The 18,959-nt window shown below is 73.0% G+C and carries 23 protein-coding genes; 11 read left to right on the top strand and 12 right to left on the bottom strand.

Features of this window, described 5'->3' with window-relative positions; translation table 11 throughout:
* The gene (locus tag QE381_RS13735) at positions 1-564 is read left to right on the top strand and encodes a nucleoside phosphorylase (RefSeq protein ID WP_307219024.1); all 564 of its coding nucleotides are present in this window, start codon (positions 1-3) and stop codon (positions 562-564) included.
* Between the two features lie 9 nt (positions 565-573).
* Here QE381_RS13735 and QE381_RS13730 read toward each other — a convergent pair whose 3' ends face one another.
* From QE381_RS13730 to QE381_RS13715, 4 genes are read right to left on the bottom strand one after another with little or no spacing between them, the layout of a single operon-like run.
* A complete protein-coding gene (locus QE381_RS13730) occupies positions 574-2,040 on the bottom strand; it encodes an MFS transporter (protein WP_307219023.1) in 1,467 nt (488 codons plus the stop codon).
* Positions 2,033-2,212, bottom strand: coding sequence for a hypothetical protein (locus tag QE381_RS13725; protein WP_307219021.1), 180 nt, complete (start codon positions 2,210-2,212; stop codon positions 2,033-2,035). The genes QE381_RS13730 and QE381_RS13725 overlap by 8 nt, the downstream gene beginning before the upstream one ends.
* A gap of 9 nt (positions 2,213-2,221) precedes the next feature.
* The gene (locus QE381_RS13720) at positions 2,222-5,230 is read right to left on the bottom strand and encodes an SMC family ATPase (RefSeq protein WP_307219019.1); all 3,009 of its coding nucleotides are present in this window, start codon (positions 5,228-5,230) and stop codon (positions 2,222-2,224) included.
* Positions 5,227-6,375, bottom strand: a complete 1,149-nt coding sequence (locus QE381_RS13715) for an exonuclease SbcCD subunit D (protein ID WP_307219018.1) — start codon at positions 6,373-6,375, stop codon at positions 5,227-5,229. The genes QE381_RS13720 and QE381_RS13715 overlap by 4 nt, the downstream gene beginning before the upstream one ends.
* An 81-nt stretch (positions 6,376-6,456) precedes the next feature.
* Between QE381_RS13715 and QE381_RS13710 the strand changes: the two genes are divergently transcribed.
* Positions 6,457-6,945 (top strand): 8-oxo-dGTP diphosphatase, encoded by a 489-nt coding sequence (locus QE381_RS13710; protein ID WP_307219015.1) that lies wholly within the window; start codon positions 6,457-6,459, stop codon positions 6,943-6,945.
* A gap of 6 nt (positions 6,946-6,951) precedes the next feature.
* On the opposite strand, the gene QE381_RS13705 is transcribed toward QE381_RS13710, so the two are convergent.
* The 3 genes from QE381_RS13705 to QE381_RS13695 form a co-directional block, all read right to left on the bottom strand.
* On the bottom strand, positions 6,952-7,161 hold the full coding sequence (locus QE381_RS13705; RefSeq protein WP_307219013.1) for a hypothetical protein: 210 nt from the start codon (positions 7,159-7,161) through the stop codon (positions 6,952-6,954).
* A gap of 2 nt (positions 7,162-7,163) precedes the next feature.
* Positions 7,164-7,355, bottom strand: coding sequence for a hypothetical protein (locus QE381_RS13700; RefSeq protein ID WP_307219011.1), 192 nt, complete (start codon positions 7,353-7,355; stop codon positions 7,164-7,166).
* A 113-nt stretch (positions 7,356-7,468) separates the two neighbouring features.
* Positions 7,469-7,771: a GNAT family N-acetyltransferase gene (locus tag QE381_RS13695; protein ID WP_307219010.1), complete on the bottom strand. Its 303-nt coding sequence runs from the start codon at positions 7,769-7,771 to the stop codon at positions 7,469-7,471.
* 111 nt (positions 7,772-7,882) lie between these two features.
* Here QE381_RS13695 and QE381_RS13690 point away from each other — a divergent pair, with 111 nt between their 5' ends.
* The 4 genes from QE381_RS13690 (at position 7,883) to QE381_RS13675 (ending at position 11,217) form a co-directional block, all read left to right on the top strand.
* The gene (locus QE381_RS13690) at positions 7,883-8,854 is read left to right on the top strand and encodes an acetylxylan esterase (RefSeq protein ID WP_373426946.1); all 972 of its coding nucleotides are present in this window, start codon (positions 7,883-7,885) and stop codon (positions 8,852-8,854) included.
* A gap of 344 nt (positions 8,855-9,198) precedes the next feature.
* Entirely contained in the window at positions 9,199-9,924 is a 726-nt protein-coding gene (locus QE381_RS13685) for a winged helix-turn-helix domain-containing protein (RefSeq protein WP_307219008.1), read from the top strand.
* A gap of 82 nt (positions 9,925-10,006) precedes the next feature.
* Positions 10,007-10,975, top strand: coding sequence for a DNA-3-methyladenine glycosylase (locus QE381_RS13680; protein ID WP_307220529.1), 969 nt, complete (start codon positions 10,007-10,009; stop codon positions 10,973-10,975).
* A 17-nt stretch (positions 10,976-10,992) separates the two neighbouring features.
* Complete coding sequence (locus QE381_RS13675) at positions 10,993-11,217, top strand: hypothetical protein (protein ID WP_307219007.1); 225 nt, start codon at positions 10,993-10,995, stop codon at positions 11,215-11,217.
* Between the two features lie 3 nt (positions 11,218-11,220).
* On the opposite strand, the gene sigJ is transcribed toward QE381_RS13675, so the two are convergent.
* Both sigJ and QE381_RS13665 read right to left on the bottom strand, forming a co-directional pair.
* Positions 11,221-12,087 (bottom strand): RNA polymerase sigma factor SigJ, encoded by an 867-nt coding sequence (sigJ, locus tag QE381_RS13670; RefSeq protein WP_307219005.1) that lies wholly within the window; start codon positions 12,085-12,087, stop codon positions 11,221-11,223.
* A gap of 48 nt (positions 12,088-12,135) precedes the next feature.
* Positions 12,136-12,612, bottom strand: a complete 477-nt coding sequence (locus QE381_RS13665) for a hypothetical protein (RefSeq protein WP_307219003.1) — start codon at positions 12,610-12,612, stop codon at positions 12,136-12,138.
* 158 nt (positions 12,613-12,770) lie between these two features.
* Between QE381_RS13665 and QE381_RS13660 the strand changes: the two genes are divergently transcribed.
* The 5 genes from QE381_RS13660 to QE381_RS13640 all read left to right on the top strand — a co-directional run bounded on the left by QE381_RS13660 (position 12,771) and on the right by QE381_RS13640 (position 16,858).
* Entirely contained in the window at positions 12,771-13,511 is a 741-nt protein-coding gene (locus QE381_RS13660) for an SDR family oxidoreductase (RefSeq protein WP_307219001.1), read from the top strand.
* A gap of 149 nt (positions 13,512-13,660) precedes the next feature.
* Positions 13,661-14,122 carry a hypothetical protein gene (locus QE381_RS13655; protein WP_307218999.1) on the top strand — a complete coding sequence of 154 codons (462 nt, stop codon included), beginning with the start codon at positions 13,661-13,663 and terminating at the stop codon, positions 14,120-14,122.
* A gap of 10 nt (positions 14,123-14,132) precedes the next feature.
* Positions 14,133-14,417 carry a WXG100 family type VII secretion target gene (locus QE381_RS13650; protein WP_307218997.1) on the top strand — a complete coding sequence of 95 codons (285 nt, stop codon included), beginning with the start codon at positions 14,133-14,135 and terminating at the stop codon, positions 14,415-14,417.
* A 51-nt stretch (positions 14,418-14,468) separates the two neighbouring features.
* Positions 14,469-15,281 (top strand): ABC transporter ATP-binding protein, encoded by an 813-nt coding sequence (locus QE381_RS13645; protein WP_373426945.1) that lies wholly within the window; start codon positions 14,469-14,471, stop codon positions 15,279-15,281.
* The gene (locus QE381_RS13640) at positions 15,263-16,858 is read left to right on the top strand and encodes a hypothetical protein (protein WP_307218993.1); all 1,596 of its coding nucleotides are present in this window, start codon (positions 15,263-15,265) and stop codon (positions 16,856-16,858) included. The genes QE381_RS13645 and QE381_RS13640 overlap by 19 nt, the downstream gene beginning before the upstream one ends.
* 15 nt (positions 16,859-16,873) lie before the next feature.
* Here QE381_RS13640 and QE381_RS13635 read toward each other — a convergent pair whose 3' ends face one another.
* Genes QE381_RS13635 through QE381_RS13625 form a run of 3 tightly spaced genes read right to left on the bottom strand, consistent with a single transcriptional unit; the run spans position 16,874 to position 18,955 of the window.
* The gene (locus tag QE381_RS13635) at positions 16,874-17,689 is read right to left on the bottom strand and encodes a Cof-type HAD-IIB family hydrolase (RefSeq protein WP_307218992.1); all 816 of its coding nucleotides are present in this window, start codon (positions 17,687-17,689) and stop codon (positions 16,874-16,876) included.
* Positions 17,690-17,741: 52 nt separating this feature from the next.
* Entirely contained in the window at positions 17,742-18,362 is a 621-nt protein-coding gene (locus QE381_RS13630) for a TetR/AcrR family transcriptional regulator (RefSeq protein ID WP_307218989.1), read from the bottom strand.
* Positions 18,359-18,955, bottom strand: a complete 597-nt coding sequence (locus tag QE381_RS13625; RefSeq protein ID WP_307218988.1) for an NADPH-dependent FMN reductase — start codon at positions 18,953-18,955, stop codon at positions 18,359-18,361. Before QE381_RS13625 ends, QE381_RS13630 begins: the two co-directional genes overlap by 4 nt.
* Positions 18,956-18,959 lie beyond the last annotated feature (4 nt).

Below are 18,959 nucleotides of genomic sequence, written 5' to 3'. Positions count from 1 at the left end.
ATGCGGCTTCTCGTCGCGGCGCTGCCGGCGGAGATCCAGGCGTTCCCGGATGCGCTCGACGGATTCGAGATCCTCGTGACGGGGCTCGGCAAGCTGCAGGCAGCGGTCGGGCTCGACGAGGCGCTGCTGGCCGCGGAGTACGACGAGGTCGTCGTGGTCGGGACGGCGGGCGGACTCGATCCTGCCCTCGACGGCGGGGTGCACGAGGTCGTCGCGGCGCTGCAGCACGACGTCGCCGATCTGGACGGCGTCGTGGGGCGCCACGTCGCCCTTCCCGAGCGCACCGGGCGCGTGGATGCGGACGGCGGCGTCGTGATCGCGACCGGCGACCGGTTCATCGACGATGCCGAAGCGGTCGCCCACATCCGCTCGCTGGGCGCGTCGCTGGTGGACATGGAGACCTACGCCTACTTCTGGGTGGCCGAGCGGCGCGGCGTGCCGATCCGCGTGTTCAAGGCCGTGTCCGACAGCGCGCAGGACGGCGCGACCCAGCTGTGGGACGAGGTCGTCGCGACCTGCAGCGAGTGGCTGCGCGAGAGGGTCCGCGCCGAGTACGGCGTCTGACCCCGACCCTCAGGACTTCTTGCGTCGGGCGGACAGGTCGACGACTGCGATGACGAACGCCAGCGCGAGGAACACGCCCACCGACACCATGCCGTAGTCGTAGGCGTCGTGGAACACGGTCGAGTCGGCCGGCGCACCGCCCTCGCGGGAGACCGTCGCGTAGAACAGCGCGAGCGCGACCGCGGTGCCGACCGCCGTGCCGATGCGCTGGGCGAGCTGTCCGACGGATCCGGCCAGACCGCCCTGCTTGACCGGGACCTCCGCGAGCGTCAGGGTCTGGTTCGGCGAGATCACGAGACCGCCGCCGATGCCGCCGATCACCATGACACCGGCCATGACGAACGGGGTCGCCCCGTCGGGGACGTACACGGCCGTGAGCATGAGCCCGGCGACGCACGCCAGCACGAGCCCGAGCCCGAGGACGACGACGGAGCGTCCGAAGCGCGTGACGAGGGTGCCGCCGTACCAGGACGCGATGGCGCTCGAGAGCGCGAAGCCGATCGAGACCATTCCGGCGTGCAGGGGGCTGACGCCGAGTCCGCTCTGGAGGTACAGGGTCGTGAGCAGGAAAAGTGACGGCGCGGCGGCGAAGTACGCCGCCTGCAGCAGCGTTCCGTTGCGGTACGACGCCCGGCGGAACAGCGAGAACGGGATGAGCGGATGCCGTCCGGTGCGCGCGTACCGTGTCTCCCAGGCGTAGAACGCGGCGGCGAACAGCACGAAGGCGACCAGCAGCCACCAGCGCCGCGGGTCATCGCCGGGCGAACCGGTCGTGAACAGGAACGGCCACATGAGCGAGACGATCATGAGGGCGAACAGCACGATCCCGAGGGGGTCGAGCGAGAGGCGACTGCGGGAGGCCCGGTGTGTGTCGGGCAGGAGCCATACCGCGAGGGCGATCGCGATCACGCCGAGCGGCAGGTTCATCCAGAAGATCCAGCGCCAGCCGTCGGTGGGCCCGCCCACCGCGATCAGCAGGCCGCCCAGGGTCGGCCCGAACGCCGTGGCGACGCCGATCGTCGCCCCGAACAGGCCGAACGCCCGCGCCCGCTCGGCGCCCTGGAACAGCTGCTGGATGAGACCGATCACCTGAGGCATCTGGATGCCGGCGGCCATCCCCTGCACGAGGCGGGCCACCAGCAGCACGGTCGTGCTCGGGGCGAGCGCGCAGACCACGCTGGCGAGGGTGAACACCGTGAGCCCGATGATGAACAGCGCACGACGGGAGCGCTGGTCGCCGATCCGGCCCATCGGCACGAGGAAGAGGCCGAACGTCAGGACGTAGCCGGAGACGATGAGCTGCAGCTCGGTGGAGGCGGCGCCGAACGCCTCCTCGATGGAGGGCAGCGCGACGTTGACCTTCGAGAGGTCGAGGATCGTGATGGCGGCGACGGTGACGCATACCGCGAAGGCGCGCCAGCGCTGCGCCGGCGTGAGGGGGATCGACCGCGTCGTCGGCCCGGCCGGGTCAGTCATCCGACCTCGTGAACAGCGACCGGAGGACGAAGAACACGATGACGGCGACGACGGCGACGACGAGGACCTTGAAGAAGAAGGCCAGCATGGAGAAGACGACGCCGACCAGGAACCAGGCGATCACGATCGCGACGACGACGCCCAGGACCGTCCACACCGCGCTCTTCGTCATGACTCCAGCCTAGGATGCCGCGGGCACGGTGGCGTCGACGTCCTGCACGATCGTGCTGGCGCCTCCGGCGACGGCCTCGACCCGCACCTGCGCGGGCAGCTGCTGCTGCATGGCCTCGACGTGGCTGATCACGCCGACCGTGCGGCCGCCGGCGCGCAGCTCGTCGAGTGTGCGCATCGCGAGCTCGAGGGTCTCGGCGTCGAGGGAGCCGAACCCTTCGTCGATGAAGAGCGTGTCGAGCCGGACCCCGCCCGCCCGCGCGGTGACGACCTCGGCGAGCCCGAGCGCGAGCGCGAGCGATGCGAGGAAGGTCTCTCCGCCGGAGAGCGACTGCGCGGGTCTGGTGCGGCCGGTGTAGGCGTCCATGACCTCGATGCCGAGCCCCGACGCCGCGCCCCGTGCGAGCCGGGCATCGGTGTGCAGCAGCGAGTACCGTCCGGACGACATCTCGCCCAGTCGCACGTTGGCCGCCGCGACGATCTCCTCCAGCTCGGCGGCGAGCACGAAGGTCTCGAGGTCCATCTTCATCGTGTTCGGCGCGCGCCCGGCGACCGTGTCCGCGAGCCGCACGACGGCCTCGGTACGCGCCGTCTGCCCCGCGACGGCGGCGTGCGCCTCGCTGATCTCGACGAGGGCCTGCCGCAGGCCCTCGCTCAGGTTCCGGGCGTCGCGTTCGGCCTCGATGGCCGACGTCCGGGCCGCGTCGGCGGCGGCGACCGCGGCGGCGGACGCCTCGACGTCGGCCGGTTCGTCACCACGGCCCGCCAGCTCCAGCTCGAGCTCGAGCAGGCGCTGCCGCGTCGCGGTCAGCGCACCCTCGTGGTCGCGGATGCGCGCGGCGAGGGCCTCGACCTCGGCGGCATCGAGCACCGCGGCGCGCACCGCGTCGATGTCGACGAACTCGGATGCGTCGAGCGCGTCGGTGAGCCGCTCGGCGGCCGCGGCGTGGTCGGCGGCCCGACGCGACGCCCCGGCGCGGGCGTCGGCGAGCGTGCGCGCGACGTCGCGGGCCGCCGTGGCGACACGGATCCGTTCGCCCACCGATGCGGCATCGCCCCGGGCGGCGTCGACCTCCTGTCGCGCGAATGCGAGACGCTCCCGCGCGACCGTCTCGCGTTCGCGCGCCGCCATCAGTGCGGCACCGGTCGTCTCGACGGCGACCGCCAGACGCTCTTCCTGCGCCGTGAGCTCGGCGCGGCGCGCCAGCAGACGTGTCCGCGCCTCGGCGGCCGACTCGGCATCGGCGACCCGCGCCTCGGCCTCGGCGAGCGCGCGATCGGCGCCGTCGAGGTCGAGACCGCCGGCGCGTTCGCGGGCCGCGGCGTAGGCCAGGCGTGCGGCCGACGCCGCGTCTCTGGCCAGCCGCTCCGTCTCCGTCGCGCGATCGCGCTCCTGCTCGGCGGCGGCGAACTGCCCATCCGTGACCGGCTCATCGCCCTGTGGCGCGGGGTGCGGATGCTCGAGGGCGCCGCACACGGGACAGGCCTCGCCATCGAGAAGGCCGCCGGCGAGCTCGCCGGCGTACCCGTCGAGTCGCCGGCGCAGAAGCATCGCGACGGCGGATGCCGCCGCCGCCGCGCCTTCGACGGCGGCGGCGTACGCCGATTCCGCTGTCGTGGCGGCCACGGCCAGCCGCTCGGCCTCGGCGGCCGCCTCGCGCTGCTGCCGGCGGGCGTCGCGCGTGGCACGGAGCGCCTCGACGGCGCCGGCCTCGGCCGCCCGGGCCGCGAGCTCGTCGTCGAGTGCGGCCCGGGCGGCCGGCAGCTGCTCCTGCTGCCGGGAAAGGTCATCGAGCTCGCCCTCGGTCGCTCTCACGGCCGCCGCCGCCTCGGCATGGGCGACCTCGAGGCCGCCCAGCGCCCGCTCCTGCGCGAGCGCCGTCTGCCACAGCGCAAGGAGGCCGGTGAGCCGGTCGGCGGCCTCCTCCGGCTGCGTCTCGGGCGCGAGCGCGTCGATCGTGCCGCGGAGCGCAGCCCAGGCCTCTTCCGCCGCGTCGAGGCGAGCACGCGCGGCCTCCTGTTCCTCCACCGCCCGGTCGAAGGCGGAGAGCAGGGGCCACAGCACCTCGGCCCCGCGGGCGTCGCCGAGCCGGCGCGCGGCCTCGGCCATCGCCGGCGCGTCGTCCTCGTGCGTGCGCAGCCGCTGGCGCACGATCGCGAGCTCGCCCTGGGCACGCGCGAGCTCGGCGCGCCGCGCGTGCTCCCGGTCGGCGGCGGCCACCGCGGCATCCGCCTCGGCGCGCTCGCGTTCACGCGTCTCGGCGCGATAGGCCGCACGCTCGACCGCGCGTTCCAGCGCCGCGATCCGGTCGGCGACTCCCGCGCCGGCGGCGTCGGACGACACGGCTCCGGCGATCGCGATGGCCTCGGCCCGCTCCAGCAGGGCGCCGACCCGGCTCCCTGCCAGATCGAGCTGGTGCACGGCCTCCCGGCGGCGCTCGTCGAGCTCCGCACGGTACTGCTCGAATCGACGGCTGTCGAACAGGGTGCGCAGAAGCTTCTGCCGTTCGGCATTGCCGGACAGCAGGAACTGTGAGAAGCGGTTCTGGGCGAGGAGGATGACCTGCTGGAACTGCGACTGGTTGAGCCCGAGGATCTCGTCGAGGAGGATGCCGACATCGCGCGGGCGCGCCGCGAGACCGACCCACTCGCCCCCGACCCGCTCCGACAGCTCGGCTCGGGCGGGCTCGGCCGTCGTGCCGCCGCCGCGTTTGGCGGGCCGTTCGTACTCCGGCGCGCGCAGCACCCGGAAGCACCGGTCGCCGACGGTGAACTCGAGCCGCACCCACGTGGGGTCGCCCGGCGCGCAGTGATCGCTGCGCAGCCGCTTCTCACCCCCGTCGTAGCGGGGCACGCCGCCGTAGAGCGCGAACGTGACGCCGTCGAGGATGCTGGACTTGCCGGCGCCCGTGCGTCCGGCGATCAGGAAGATGCCCGCCGCGGCGAAGGCCTCGAAATCGACCGTCTGCGTCTCACGGAACGGCCCGAACCCGGTCAGCTCGATGCGGTGCAGTCTCACGCGCGCACCTCGGCGGCCACGCGCTCGTCGAGCAGGTCCGCTACGAGCTCCCGCTCCATCGCCGTCGCCCCCTCGCCCTCGCGGACGTGCGAGAGGAAGGCGTCGAAGAGCTCGCGATCGCTTCTCGCCGAGCGGACACGCTGGGCGTAGCTGCGTCCGTCCGAGGCGGCGCGCTCGGCGGGCGCGTGCACGACGAGGGCGCAGTGGGGGAAGCGCTGCTGCAGCCGGCGCATGACATCGCGCTGCGGGAGCGTGTCGGTGTACTCGGCCTGGACCCAGGCGTCGACGTCGGCATCGAAACGGGGATCCGTGAGCAGATCGTCGAGGCTCGCCCGCAGAGTCACGAGCCGGCGCGGGACCGGCAGGTCGAGCCAGCTCGCGCTCACCCGGCCGTCGGCGTCGAGATCGACGAGCCACGACCCGCGGGGCTTGCCGCCCTCCCCGAACCCGTAGTGCAGCGGGGCTCCGCAGTACCGCACCCGCTCCTCCAGCCGGGCACGACCGTGGATGTGCCCGAGCGCCGCGTAGTCGACGCCGTCGAACACCGACAGCGGCACGACGTCGAGCCCGCCCTGCTGGATGTCGCGCTCGAGGTGGGCGGTGGGCTCGACGCCCGCCGCGAAGCAGTGGGCCATGACGACCGAGCGCCCGCCGCGCGTGGCCAGATCGGCGCGCACGAGCTCCATGGCGCGGGTCATCGCCGCCTCCTGCGTGCGCACCCCGGGCCACTCGTGGCGGAGCAGGGCGGGCTCGAGGAAGGGGAGCCCGTACACGTGCACCGGCCCCGCGGCATCCGCCACCGTGACGGGCTCGGCGAGGCGGGCGGGGTCGGTGAGGACGTGGATGCCCTCGCGGAGGAGGCGCGACTGGAACCCGAGCCGCGCGGCGGAGTCGTGGTTTCCGCTGGTCACGACGACGCGCGCCCCCGCGTCGCGCAGGGCGACGAGCGTGTCGGTGAGCAGCGTGTAGCAGTCGGCCGAGGGCGTGGCAGAGTCGAACACGTCGCCCGCCACGAGGACGAGGTCGACGGCGTTCTCGCGCACCTGGGAGACCAGCGCCTCGAGCACCGTGCGCAGCGCAACCAGGGTCTGATGACCGTGGAAGGTGCGACCGATGTGCCAGTCGGAGGTGTGCAGGATGCGCATGCCTACACGGTAGGCGGGGCCCCCGACATCCCTCCGCAGGCCCGCCACGGGCCGGAAACATTCGGGGCGTAGCCTGCCGGGGTGAGTCTCCCCGATGTCTGCGTCGTGTACATCCTGCGCACCCGCGCGGGTGTCGACGAGGTGCTGCTCGGGTACAAGCGCACCGGCCTCGGCCTGGGCCGGGTGGTCGGCATCGGCGGCAAGGTCGAGCAGGGCGAGTCCGTGTCCGCCGCCGCGGTGCGGGAGGTGCGCGAGGAGACGACGCTCACGGTCTCGGCGGCGGACCTGACGCCCGTCGGCTCGCTCGACTACTACTTCCCCGCCCGGACGCAGTTCTCGCAGCGATCCCATGTGTTCGTGTGCCGCACGTTCCGCGGTCGGCCCGTCGAGACGGAGGAGATCGTCCCGGCGTGGTTCCCCGTCGCCGAGGTGCCCTACGAGCGGATGTGGGACGACGCCGCTCGGTGGCTGCCGGGCGTGCTGGCGGGCGGCCGCATCGCCGCGACCTCGTACACGTTCGGCGACGACCTCGCCACCGTGGTCAGCGAGGAGCCTCCGGTCGGCGTCTGAGCCGGGTCAGCCCCGCACGCGGGCGACGGCGTCCGCGACCAGCGCGTCGTCGTAGGCGACCCCCGCCTGGGCCAGGCGCTGGCGAAGCACCTCGGCGATGCGTCGCTCGCCCTTGTGGCCGACGTCCGCCCTCACCTGCTGGATGATCCCGTCGAGCTTGTCGCCGTCGGTCGCGTCGTGCTGGTCCATGACCGGCTCGTCCCGCGTGTCAGCCACGATCACTCCTCTGTCGAAAGGTCGGGGTCGGTGCCCTGGGAGGGCCCGTCCGAGGTGACCTCGTCCGCGTCGACGAGCCCGGAAGAGCCCTCGGCGTGCCGGTTTCGCTCGTCCGTCTCGCCGTCGTGCACGTCGTCCCAGGAGCCGGGCGGCTCCGCGTTGACGACCCCGTCGGGCAGATCGCGTTCGGCCATGACGGCTCCTCTCGTCGTCGTCCCAGAGTGGGTCACCGCGGTGAGCGCTCGCAGGGGATTGACGACGGAGGACGCGGCGGGTATGCCCGCGGGGCGGGCTCGCCCGGGCCCGCTCAGGCGGAACGCCGCTCCTGCAGGATGCCGGCACGCTCGGGATGCGCCGCGAACCACTCGGCCACGTACCAGCAGACGGGGATGACCTCGCGGTCGCCGCGTTCCTCCAGCTGCGCGACGGCACGCTCGGTCAGCACGCCCGCGTAGCCGTTCCCGCGATAGGTCGGGATCGTGAAGGCCCGGGTCATCGCGACGCTGCGGCCGTCGTCGCGGTAGTCGATCACGCTCACGAGCGCGTCACCGCGGTACAGGGCGTATCTCGAGGCGTCGGTCTCGTCGACGAAGCGCAGGTCGTCAGTCACCCTCCCAGGCTACGCGGGCCGGCGGGCCGGCGGGCCGTCGGGCCGTCCCCGTCGGGCGGGCGGGTCGTCGTCGCGATAGCGTGGTCACGTCGACGACCCGGAGATCACACCATGGCCCTGTACCGCACCGACATGCCGCTCGACGAGCTGCGCGCCTACACGCCCGCCCTCTCCGCCCCCGACGGCCTCGACGCCTTCTGGGCCGACACGCTCCGCGAGGCGCGCGCCGCGGCGGCGGAGCCGGTCGTGCGGGCCGACGAGGGTCCGATCCGCGAGCTGATCGTCGAGGACCTCACGTTCACCGGCTTCGCGGGCGAGCCCATCCGCGCCTGGATCACGCGGCCGCGCACCGACGAGCGACGTCCCGCCGTCCTCGAGTACAACGGCTACGGCGGGGGACGCGGCCTCCCCGGCGAACGCCTCGCCTGGGCCGCGGCCGGCTACGTGCACATCCTCATGGACACCCGTGGGCAGGGCTCCGCCTGGGGCACCGGCGGCGAGACCCCCGACCCGCACGGCTCGGGCCCGGCGACGCCCGGTTTCATGACGCGCGGCATCCTGGACCCCGCGCAGTACTACTACCGTCGCCTGTACACGGATGCGGTGCGCTTGGTCGACACCGCCCTCACCCTGCCGTTCATCGACCCTGACCGCATCGCCGTGACCGGGGGCAGCCAGGGCGGCGGCACCGCCATCGCCGCCGCAGCGCTGCACGAGGGGGTCGCGGCCGTCCTGCCCGACGTCCCGTTCCTCTGCGACTTCCCCCGATCGGTGTCGACGACCCCGCTCGCGCCGTTCACGGAGATCGTGACGTATCTGTCGGTGCACCGCGCGCACGAGGAGCAGGTGTTCGCCACCCTCTCGCACTTCGACGGAGCCGTGCTCGCACGGCGGGTCACCGCCCCGGCGCTGTTCTCCGTGGCACTCATGGACGACATCGTGCTGCCCTCGAGCGTCTTCGCAGCCTTCAACGCGACCGCATCCGCCGACAAGTCGATCGAGGTGTACGGCTACAACGGCCACGAGGGCGGCGGCGCGTTCCACTGGCAGCGCCAGGCGCGCTGGCTCGCCGAGCGGTTCTGATCGGGCCCGTAACAATCCGTCACGAAGGCGGCCGCCACGGCACGAGGTTTGACGTGGCGGCGCTCGACCGGAATAATCGCCCCTATGACTGACAACGCGCGTTCTCTGTCCGCCTGGGAGGCGAACAGGACTGCCGGCATGATGATGCCCGGCCGCGCTGTCATGTGTTGTCGAATGTGCCGCTGAGCCGGTGACCCCCGCCGGATCCCGCCGCTGCCTCTGCCGCGCAGCCGCCGGATCCCCCCGCACCGCCCTGCGCGGATGCGATGCACACAGGCCAGATCCCGGCCTGTACCCGACGACACCCCGGACCGCACCGGTCCACCTCCCCCAAGGATTCGCTCATGTCCTCCACCGTTCTCCTCGACCGCACCCCCACGACCCGCCCCGACCTGCGCCTCGTGCCGCGCGACGCCGTGCGTCCCGCTGACTCGACGCCGGAGTCGAACGAGCGCCGCATCCCCGCCGGCACCGCGCCTCGCGGCTTCGCCCTCTACGTCGGCTTCGACGAGGCCAAGGCCGCCGCATCCGGCGTCTCCCTCGGCGTCCTCGTCGAGGCCCTGCGCCGCACGCTGCACGAACTCGCCCCCGAGGCCGAGACCTACGCGACGGTCGCCCTCGCCCCCGTGGGCACCGGCGGCCGTGACGTCGACGTCGTGCGTCGCGCCCTGCACGAGCCCGCCGCGATCGCACGCACCCAGCCCGAGATCGCGGTCGAGGAGCGCGCCGAGGCCGGCGTGGTCGTCGACATCTCACGCAAGCGCGTCCTCATCGACGGCGACTCGGCGGCACTGACCTTCAAGGAGTTCGAGCTCCTGCAGTACCTCGTCCTCCGCGAGGGCCGCACGATCGAGCGCACCGAGCTCGTGTCGTCGCTGTGGACCCAGGCGGACGGCGACGAGGTTCCCGGTGAGCGCACGATCGACGTGCACGTGCGACGGCTGCGCGCCAAGCTCGGACGCTTCGAGGACATCGTGCGCACGGTGCGCGGTGTCGGCTACCGCTTCGACCGGCACGCCGACGTCGTGATCCGCTACGGCCACGGCACCCCGTCGCCCGACCGCTTCTGATTCCGCTCCGGCCGTCGGAAAGGCGCGTCGGGAAGGGGATGTCGGCGGCGCGACGTAGGGTGAGCGCGTGACCCCGACCCGGATGCTGCGAGAGCCGCGATCGGCGACGAGTCGCCCCGGGGCGTCCCGCCACCCGGCGGCGGTCGAGGGCATCGAGACGGAGTACCGCCCTCGAGGACCCCTCGATCTGCATCGCACGGTCGTCTTCCAGCGCCGCGGCGCGAACGATCCCACGCTCGTGGTCGACGGCCCGGTGATCTGGCGGGCGTGCCGCACGCCGGCGGGCGTCGCCACGCTCGCGCTGCGAGCAGTCGGCAGCGTCGTGCGCGCCGCGGCGTGGGGAGCCGGGGCGCGCTGGGCGCTCGCGCAGCTGCCGGCGCTGTGCGGCGCGGAGGACGACGCCGACGGCTTCGACGCGTCGCGGCATCCGCTCGTCGCCGATGCGCATCACCGCCATCCGGGCCTCCGGCTCGGGCGCACCGATCTGGTGTTCGACGCGCTCGCCGGGGCGATCTTCGAGCAGAAGGTCACCGGTCTGCAGGCCTTCGCGGCATGGCGGCGCATCGTCACGTGGTGCGGTGAGCGTGCGCCCGGGCCCACGCCCCGCCCGATGTTCGCCCCGCCCCCGGTCGAGGGATGGCATCGCATCCCGTCGTGGACCTGGCATCGCGCGGGACTCGAGCCGCCGCAGTCGCGAGCGGTCGTGCGCGCCGCCGAACGCGGCGCCTCCCTCGTCCACGCGCTCGAGACGCGCCCCGCCGACCGCGATGCGGTGCTCCGGAGCCTGCCGGGCGTCGGCCCCTGGACCTCGGCCGAGACACGCATCCGCGCGTACGGCGATCCGGATGCCGTCAGCGTCGGCGACTACCACCTCGCCCACCACGTGGGCCACGCGCTGACCGGGTCGCGCACCGACGACGACGGGATGCTGGAGCTGCTCACCGCGTGGCCGGGCCACCGGCAGCGGGTCATCCGGCTGATCGTCGCGAGCGGCGTGCGGGAGCCGCGGCGCGGCGCACGGCTGCATCCCGAGGACCACCGTTCACGCTGAGGCCCTACGCTGGCTGGATGGCGACAACGGGCACCGGCTGGCCGCGAGGCCGCACCACCTGGATCCTCGGCACGGTGGCGCTGTTCGCGCTGGGCGTTCTCGTCGGCGTCCCGCTCGGCAGCGTCTGGGTGGGGCTCCTGATCGCGGCGGCGGTGTCGGTCGGCTGGCTCATCGCCTACGAGTCGTGGCGGGGCCGCAACGTGGGCATCTACGACCGCGACGACGACGGCGCGCAGCTGTAGACGTCAGCGCCAGCGCGCGAGCTTGTCGGGATTGCGGACGAACCACACCTCCGTGATGCTCCCGGCGCGCGAGACGCCGAGCACGATGACGCCGTCCACGCGGCCGTCCTCGCGCACGACGAAGCCCATGCCGTCCGCGGTGAAGGCGGGGGCGACCCGCGCCCGCGGGCGCTTTCGGACGAGGCCGAGCAGGAAACGGGCGACGTTGTCGGCGCCGTGAACGGGCCGCCGTGCGGACGAGACCCGCCCGCCACCGTCGGACACCAGGGTCACGGACGGGTCGAGGATCGCCACGAGCGCGCCGAGGTCTCCGCCCAGGCAGGCGGCGGCGAACGCCCGGGCGATCTCGTCGTGTCGTTCGCGGGGTGCGAGCTCGCCTCGACGGTCGCGCACCTTGCGGCGTGCGGATGCGGCCAGCTGGCGCGCCGCATCCGTCGAGCGCCCGGTCGCGTCGGCGATCTGCGCGAACGGCACCGCGAACACGTCGTGGAGGACGAAAGCGACGCGCTCGGCGGGGCTCAACGCGTCGAGCACGACCTGCAGCGCCATGCTCACCGAGTCGTCGAGGGTGATCCGGTCGAGCGGATCCGCCCCCTCCGCCGGCAGGGGCTCGGGCAGCCACGGTCCGACGTAGGCCTCGCGGCGCACGCGAGCCGACCCGAGCACGTCGAGGCAGATGCGCGAGAGGGTGCGCATGAGCCATGCGCCGGGGTTCTCGATCCGGGCGCGGTCCGCGGGCTGCTGCCGCCACCACCGCACATAGGCCTCCTGGACGGCGTCCTCGGCCTCGGCGACGCTGCCCAGCATCCGGTAGGCCAGTCCCGTCAGCGCGGATCGCTCCTCGACGGCGCGTTCGTCGTGCTCGTCCATGCATCTCCCTCCCACACCTGACGACGAGGCCGGCACCCGGAATGTGAGCTACGCGGACGCGCGTCGGCGACGCACCGCGTCGGCGTACCCCTGCACGACCCGCTCGGGCTCCGCCAGCTGCCCGCGCTGCGCGGGCTCGGCGACGAGCCGGTCGAGCAGGACGCCGGCGAGAGCCACGGCGCGCCTGCCGTAGCCGCCGACCGCGTGGTTCACGGGGAGGTCGCGGCGCGTGCCGTCCGTGCCGGCGACGACGATCGTGCTCTCGCCGTGGCGGACGTCGTCGACCTGTTGCGACACGAGCGCGAGGAGGGCGTACCCGACCGTCGCCAGCGCGCCCGGGAAGGGGAGGCGCGAGACTCGGAGGCCGAGCTCGATCCGCGACGTCTCCTCCCAGGGCACGGTGTCCGCGAGCGGCGTCGACCCACGACGGTGCACGAGACCGTCCGGTGTGAGGAGGAGGTGCAGACCCTCCACAGCGGCCACCGCGACGCCGCTCGTGGTCGCCGTCAGCGGTCCGCAGCGCACGGTTCTCCCTCTGGATCGCAAGCTCACCTGTACGACCCAGATTGGCACATCGGAGCCGCCGCGCATCGCCGGCCCGCTGCGGACCTCACGTTCGCCACGGCTGTCTCGTCGATGGGGTGGGTGCCGCATCCGGCGGCCCGGAGAGGAATGATGCGGACATGAGGATCGCCGTGGCAGGAGGAACCGGAGCGGTCGGCACGATGGCGGTCGCCGAGGCGCGAGCGCGGGGGCACGAGGTTCGGGTGCTGTCACGCGCGGCGGGAGTGGATCTGACCGGGCCCGAGCCGCTGGACCTCGTCGGCACGGAGGTCGTCGTCGACGTGCTGAGCGCGAACGTGCGCAGCGCCGCGGACGCGATCGAGTTCTTCACGCGCACGACCGGGGCGCTGCTGGATGCGGAGCGGCGGTCGGGCGTGGGACACCACGTCGCGCTCTCGATCGTCGGGATAGACCGGGCTCCCTACGACTACTACGCGGGCAAGCTCGCCCAGGAGCAGGCCGTCGTGGCGAGCGGAGTGCCGTGGACGCTGCTGCGCGCGACACAGTTCCACGAGTTCGCCGAGCAGATGCTCACGCGCGCGCGGTTCGGTCCGCTGCAGCTGGCGCCGCGCATGCGCACACAGCCGGTCGCCGCGCACGAGGTCGCCGCGCGGCTCGTCGATCTCGCGGAGCAGCCGCCGGCCGGACGGGTGCCCGATCTCGCGGGCCCCCGGGAGGAATGGCTGCCGCGCATGGTCCGGGCATGCGCGCGGGCACGCGGACGACGGATGCCGATTCCCGCCGTCTCGCTCCCGGGCCCGTTCGGGCGGGCGATGCGCGACGGATCGCTTCTCGCGGGGCCGGAGGCCGTGCGCGGCGCCGAGACCTTCGACGCGTGGCTCGCGCGCACGCGCGGCTGAGGCGCAGGGTGGAGGACGCCGCATACGGATTCAGCCCTCCTCCCCGCGCATGTCGTCCCCCTCCCTCGCACGACGGGACTAGCGTGTGCCGCAGGAGCCCCGGCTCCGGCGGCGAACCGGCGAAAGGAACGCGTATGCGAGGAAGGCGGGTGGCGGCCGTGGCGATCGCCGTCGTCGTGGCGGTGGGGTTGGTGTCGTGCGGATCGAAGGAGGACGGGATGACGCCGGAGCAGGCGAGGGACACGCTCGTGTCCACGATCGAGGACAGCGCGGCGCTCCTGCCCCGCGTGACCGGCTGGAACCGCGACCACGCGCCGAACTTCAGCGACTGCGGAGCGATACAGGGCACCAGAGTGCACTTCGGATACGGATACGGCGCACCCCAGCCCGGCGGAGACCACGCCGCCGACGCCAAGACCATCGCCGACTACTGGACCTCCCTCGGCATGACCGTCCACATCGACACCTCGGGAGGAGGGATCCCCGTCGTCTTCGGCGAGGGCGGTCCGGTCTCCGTGATCAGCTTCAGCCCAGCCCCCGGCGACTACTACATCTCCGGCACCTCGCTCTGCGTCCCCGGCGACCCCCGCTCCTTCCTGGGCCAGCACTGAGGACACGGCCGTGACGATCTCCTTCGACCCCGACCGGCACGACGAGCTGATCCGCGCGCTCGCGCGGGCAGCCCGCGAGATCCGTGCCGAGCTCGACACGCTCGACAGCCGGGTGAGCGACCTCACGGCGCGCTGGTCGGGCGAGGCGCAGACCGCATACGACCGTGCGCATCGCGAGTGGACCGCGCGCATGGCATCCCTCCAGGCCGTGCTGCAGGACGCGGTCGCCTCCGGCACGGAGGCCGGGGCTCTGCTCGCGACCGCCGAGGCGGACGCGACCGCGGTGTGGACCTGACCGGCGCACTCCCCCGCAAGGGGGAGGCGGACGTCACGGGCCGTCCGTAGCATGGGGCTCGTGACGACATCGGATGCGAACCTCCCCCCGATCGAGACGGCGCCGTCAGGCCAGGCCGCGCTGGAGCTGCGCGGCCTGTTCAAGCGGTTCGGCGACAAGGTGGCCGTGGACGGCATCGACCTCACCGTGCCGACGGGCTCGTTCTACGGCCTCGTCGGTCCCAACGGCGCCGGCAAGACGACGACGCTGTCGATGGCGACGGGCCTGCTCCGTCCGGACGGCGGGACGGCCGTGCTGCACGGTGTGGACGCGTGGCAGCATCCGGTCGAGGCCAAGCGCATGATCGGCAACCTCGCCGACGGCGTCCGGCTGTTCGACCGGCTGACCGGCGAGCAGCTCATCACCTACACCGGGATGATGTTCGGCCTCGCCCGCCCCGAGATCGCCCAGCGCACCGCCGACCTCATCGCCCTCATGGACCTCGGCGAAGCCGCCGGCAACGCCGTCGTCGACTACTCCGCCGGAATGACCAAGAAGGTCGCCCTCGCGTGCGCCCTCGTCCACGCCCCCCGCGTGCTCGTGCTCGACGAGCCGTTCGAGTCGGTCGACCCGGTCTCGGCCGCCAACATCGAGGACGTGCTGCGCGGCTACGTCGGCAGCGGCGGCACGGTCATCGTGTCGAGCCACTCCATGGACCTCGTGCAGCGCATGTGCGACCACGTCGCCGTCATCGCCAAGGGGCGCGTGCTCGCCGCGGGCACGGTCGACGAGGTGCGCTCCGGCCAGACCCTGCAAGACCGCTTCGTCGACCTCGTCGGCGGCCGTCACCGTTCGGAGGGCCCCGAGTGGTTGCGACTCTCCTGAGGCTCCGCTTCCGCGTCCTCGGCAATCAGCTCGCCGCCAGCCCCTGGCAGCTGGTCGGCTTCATCTTCGGGATGCTGTGGGCGGCGGGTGCGCTCCTGACGGTGTGGGCCGGGCTGTTCGCCGCCGGGTTCGGGGGGCTCGACGTCCTGCGCGCCGTCGTGACCGCGGGCGGAGCCGTGCTGCTGCTCGGCTGGACGCTCGGTCCGGTGTTCATCGCGGGCGTCGACACGACCCTCGACCCCGACAAGCTCGCCCCCTTCCCGATCTCGACCGATCGCATGATGGTCGCGCTCGCCGCCGCCGGACTCACCGGAGTGCCCGGCATCGCGACGATGGCCGGCGCCGTCGCCGTCATCCCCGCGTTCTGGCGGTGGCCGGTCGCCATGCTCGTCGCCGTCGTCTGCGTCCCGCTGGGCGTGATCACCTGCGTGCTCGCCTCGCGGCTGATCGCCTCCCTGATGAGCGGAGCGGGCGGCAATCGCCGCACCCGCGAGATCATCGGCGGCATCGCGTTCCTCCTGGTGATCCTGGTCGGCCCGATCTTCGTCGGGTTCTCGACGCTGTTGCGGATGGGGCTCTCCGGCGCCGACCCCCTGGGCCGCATCCAGGACGTCATCGCGGCGGTGGCCTGGACCCCGCTGGCGGCCGCATGGGCGGTCCCGGGCGACGCCGCCGCCGGCGACTGGCTCCCGGCCGTCGGCAGGCTCGCCATCGCCGTGGCCACTCCCGCGCTGCTGTGGTGGCTGTGGCGCCGGATCCTCGTCTCCTCGCAGGGTGCACCGGCGCAGCGCACGACGCGGAAGGCGAAGGCCGGCAAGCTCGGCTGGTTCGGGCGTCTCCCCACGGGGGCCACGGGCGGCTCGTGGGCGCGGTCGCAGACCTACTGGCTGCACGATCCGCGGTATCTCCGTCAGCTTCTGGTCGTCCCGATCTTCCCCGTGCTGATGCTCGTCTACTCGGGCGGCGACGTCACGAGCCCGCTCTTCGCGTTCTCCGCGGTCCTGGTCGCGGTCGTGATGGGCGTGGTCCCCTACGTCGACGTCTCCTACGACGGCACGGCGTTCGCCTCCGTGCTGTCGACGGGCGCGCGCGGTCGCGACGACCGAGCCGGAAGGATGCTGGCGGCGTCCGTCGTGGGGATCCCGCTGCTGGTCGTCGTCGCAGGCGTCACCAGCGCGATCTCGGGTCAGTGGTCGCTGCTGCCCGCCATCCTCGGCGCGAGCATCGGAATGCTGCTGACGGGCTTCGGCGTGTGCGCCGTGAGCTCTGCGCTCATCGTCGTTCCCGTCGCCGCCCCCGGCGACAGCCCGTTCAAGCGGGTCCCGGGGACGAACGCGCTGATGGGGTTCATGATGCTCGGCATCTGGGTCCTGATCGCCGTCCTGGGATCCCCCGCCGTGATCCTCGCGATCATCGCCGCGGTATCGGGCACGGCGGCGTTCGGCTGGGCGGCGTTGATCACGGGCATCGTGCTCGGGCCGGCGTTCCTGATCGTCGGGATCCTCGTCGGCGGACGACTGTTCGACCGCCACGCACCCGAGCTCCTGCTGCGCCTGCGGTCCATGCGCAACGCCTGACCCGCGGGCGGAGGGTCAGGCCAGCAGCGCCTCGAGCACGCGGATGACGCCGTGCTCGGCGTTCGACGGGGCCCGGTAGCGGGCACGGGCGGCGACATCCGGATGGGCGTTGGCCATCGCGAACGAGTAGGCCGCGGCATCCATCATCTCGAGGTCGTTGAGGTAGTCGCCGAACACCGCGGTCTGCTCGGGAGTGACCCCGAGGACGGACTGCAGCCGGCGCACGGCCGTGCCCTTGTTGACACCGGGGTTCATGACGTCGACCCAGTGCTCGCCCGAGACGACGACCTGGTGCGTGCGTGCGATGCCCGCGAGCGCGGGCGCGGTGGCGTGCTCGGCGCTGCCGAAGTCGAACACCGCGATCTTGAGGATGTCGTCGTCCACCGCATCCAGGTCGTCGACCTCGCGCAGCTCCGCGTAGTACCGGTCGGCCTCGCGACGGAACGCCTCGTCGGTGCGTTCGATGTACGCCGACCGCTTGCCGCACAGCACGACGCCGACGTCGTGCGTGAGCGCACGGACGGTGGCGACGACCTCGTCGACGACGGCGGGCTCGATGACGTCCGAGCTGATCTCCGCATCGCGCCGGACGACGAAGGTGCCGTTCTCGGCGATGAAGACCATGTCGTCGCCGTGGCCGCCGAACTCGCGCCGCAGCGTCGCATACTGCCGTCCGCTGGCCGGTGCGAAGGCGATGCCCCGCTCGGCGAGACGCTCGAGCAGCGGCCAGAGCGTTGCGGGCACCCGCCCCTCGGCGTCCAGCAGCGTGCCGTCCATGTCGACGGCGACGAGGCGGATGTCGGGGCGCGGTTCGAGCGGGGGAAGCTGCATGCTCCTATCCTCCCCCGTCGCGCGCACACGCCTCACCGCGGTCGCGTCGCCGTCAGGCCCCGGCCCCTGGCGCGGCGGGAACCGACGCGCCGGCCGCGTGGAGAGGAGCGATCGCAGCGGAGACGCACCGTCGCACCGAGGCCAGCAGCTCCGCGGGTGACTCCGCGCTGCGGTCGAGGATCGCGCGGTCGGTCAGCATGGTGACGCCGCCCACGATGAACGGGGCGGTCGCGGCCGGGTCGTCGACCCCGTGGGAGACGAGGAGGGCGTGCAGGTCGTGGACGAGGGCGTTGTCGGCGACGCCCGCACGCGTGGCCGGAGACCCTCCGCAGAACAGCATGTCGTGGACGTCGAGCGCATCCAGGTAGGACAGTGCCAGCTCGACGCACCACGCCTCCACCGCCGCGCGCGCGTCGGCGGCCGCAGTGGCCGCCGCGCGCGTCCGTTCCACGATCCGGGCCGTGAATTCCGCCTCGATCGCGGAGACGATGTGCTCCTTCGTCGGGAAGTACAGGTACACGGTGCCTTTCGCGACCCCGGCCTGCGCGGCGATCGCGTCGATGCTGGTGGCCGGGATCCCGTTCGCGACGAAGAGGGAACGGGCCGCGTCGAGCACCGCCGCCCTCCGCTCCTCGGGCGCCCGACGTGCGAGCCGCGTCCGCTCCTCGCTCATGCCGCCATCCTGGCGTTGCACGCCGCCCACGCGGCGAACCGCTCCATGTAGGTCGTCAATCTGCTCGCCATCGACGGGTCGCTCAGCGCTCCGTTCTCGTCGAGCAGTCCGTCGCTTCCCCCGATGTACAGTTCGGGCTGCTGCATGGTCGGCATATCGAGGAACACGAGCGACTGGCGGAGATGGTGGTTCGCGCCGAACGCCCCCATCCGCCCGGGCGAGGCCGACACGATCGCCGCAGGCAGACCGCGGAAGACGTTCTGACCGTGCGGTGCCGAGCCGACATCGATCGCGTTCTTCAGCGGCGCGGGGACGGAGCGGTTGTACTCCGGGGTGACGAACAGGACCGCCTCGCACGCGCGGATCTCTGCACGGAACCTCGCCCAGGCGGCGGGCGGCTCAGCGGCGACCTCGACGTCGAGGTCCTCGTTGTAGAGCGGCAGGTCGCGGATCTCGACGAATCGGGGCCGCAGTCGAGGGGGCGCCGCGGCGATCAGCTCACGGGCGACACGCTTCGTGAGCGAGTCCTGGCGAAGACTGCCGACGATGACGCCCACGGAAAGCGGACGCTGCGCCATCTCATCGAGTTCCACGGCG

Origin of the sequence: Microbacterium sp. SORGH_AS_0888 (genome assembly GCF_030818905.1) — a bacterium.
Classification (GTDB): domain Bacteria; phylum Actinomycetota; class Actinomycetes; order Actinomycetales; family Microbacteriaceae; genus Microbacterium.
Note: the sequence above shows the minus strand (reverse complement) of the source record. Positions and strands in the feature narration are given on the sequence as shown.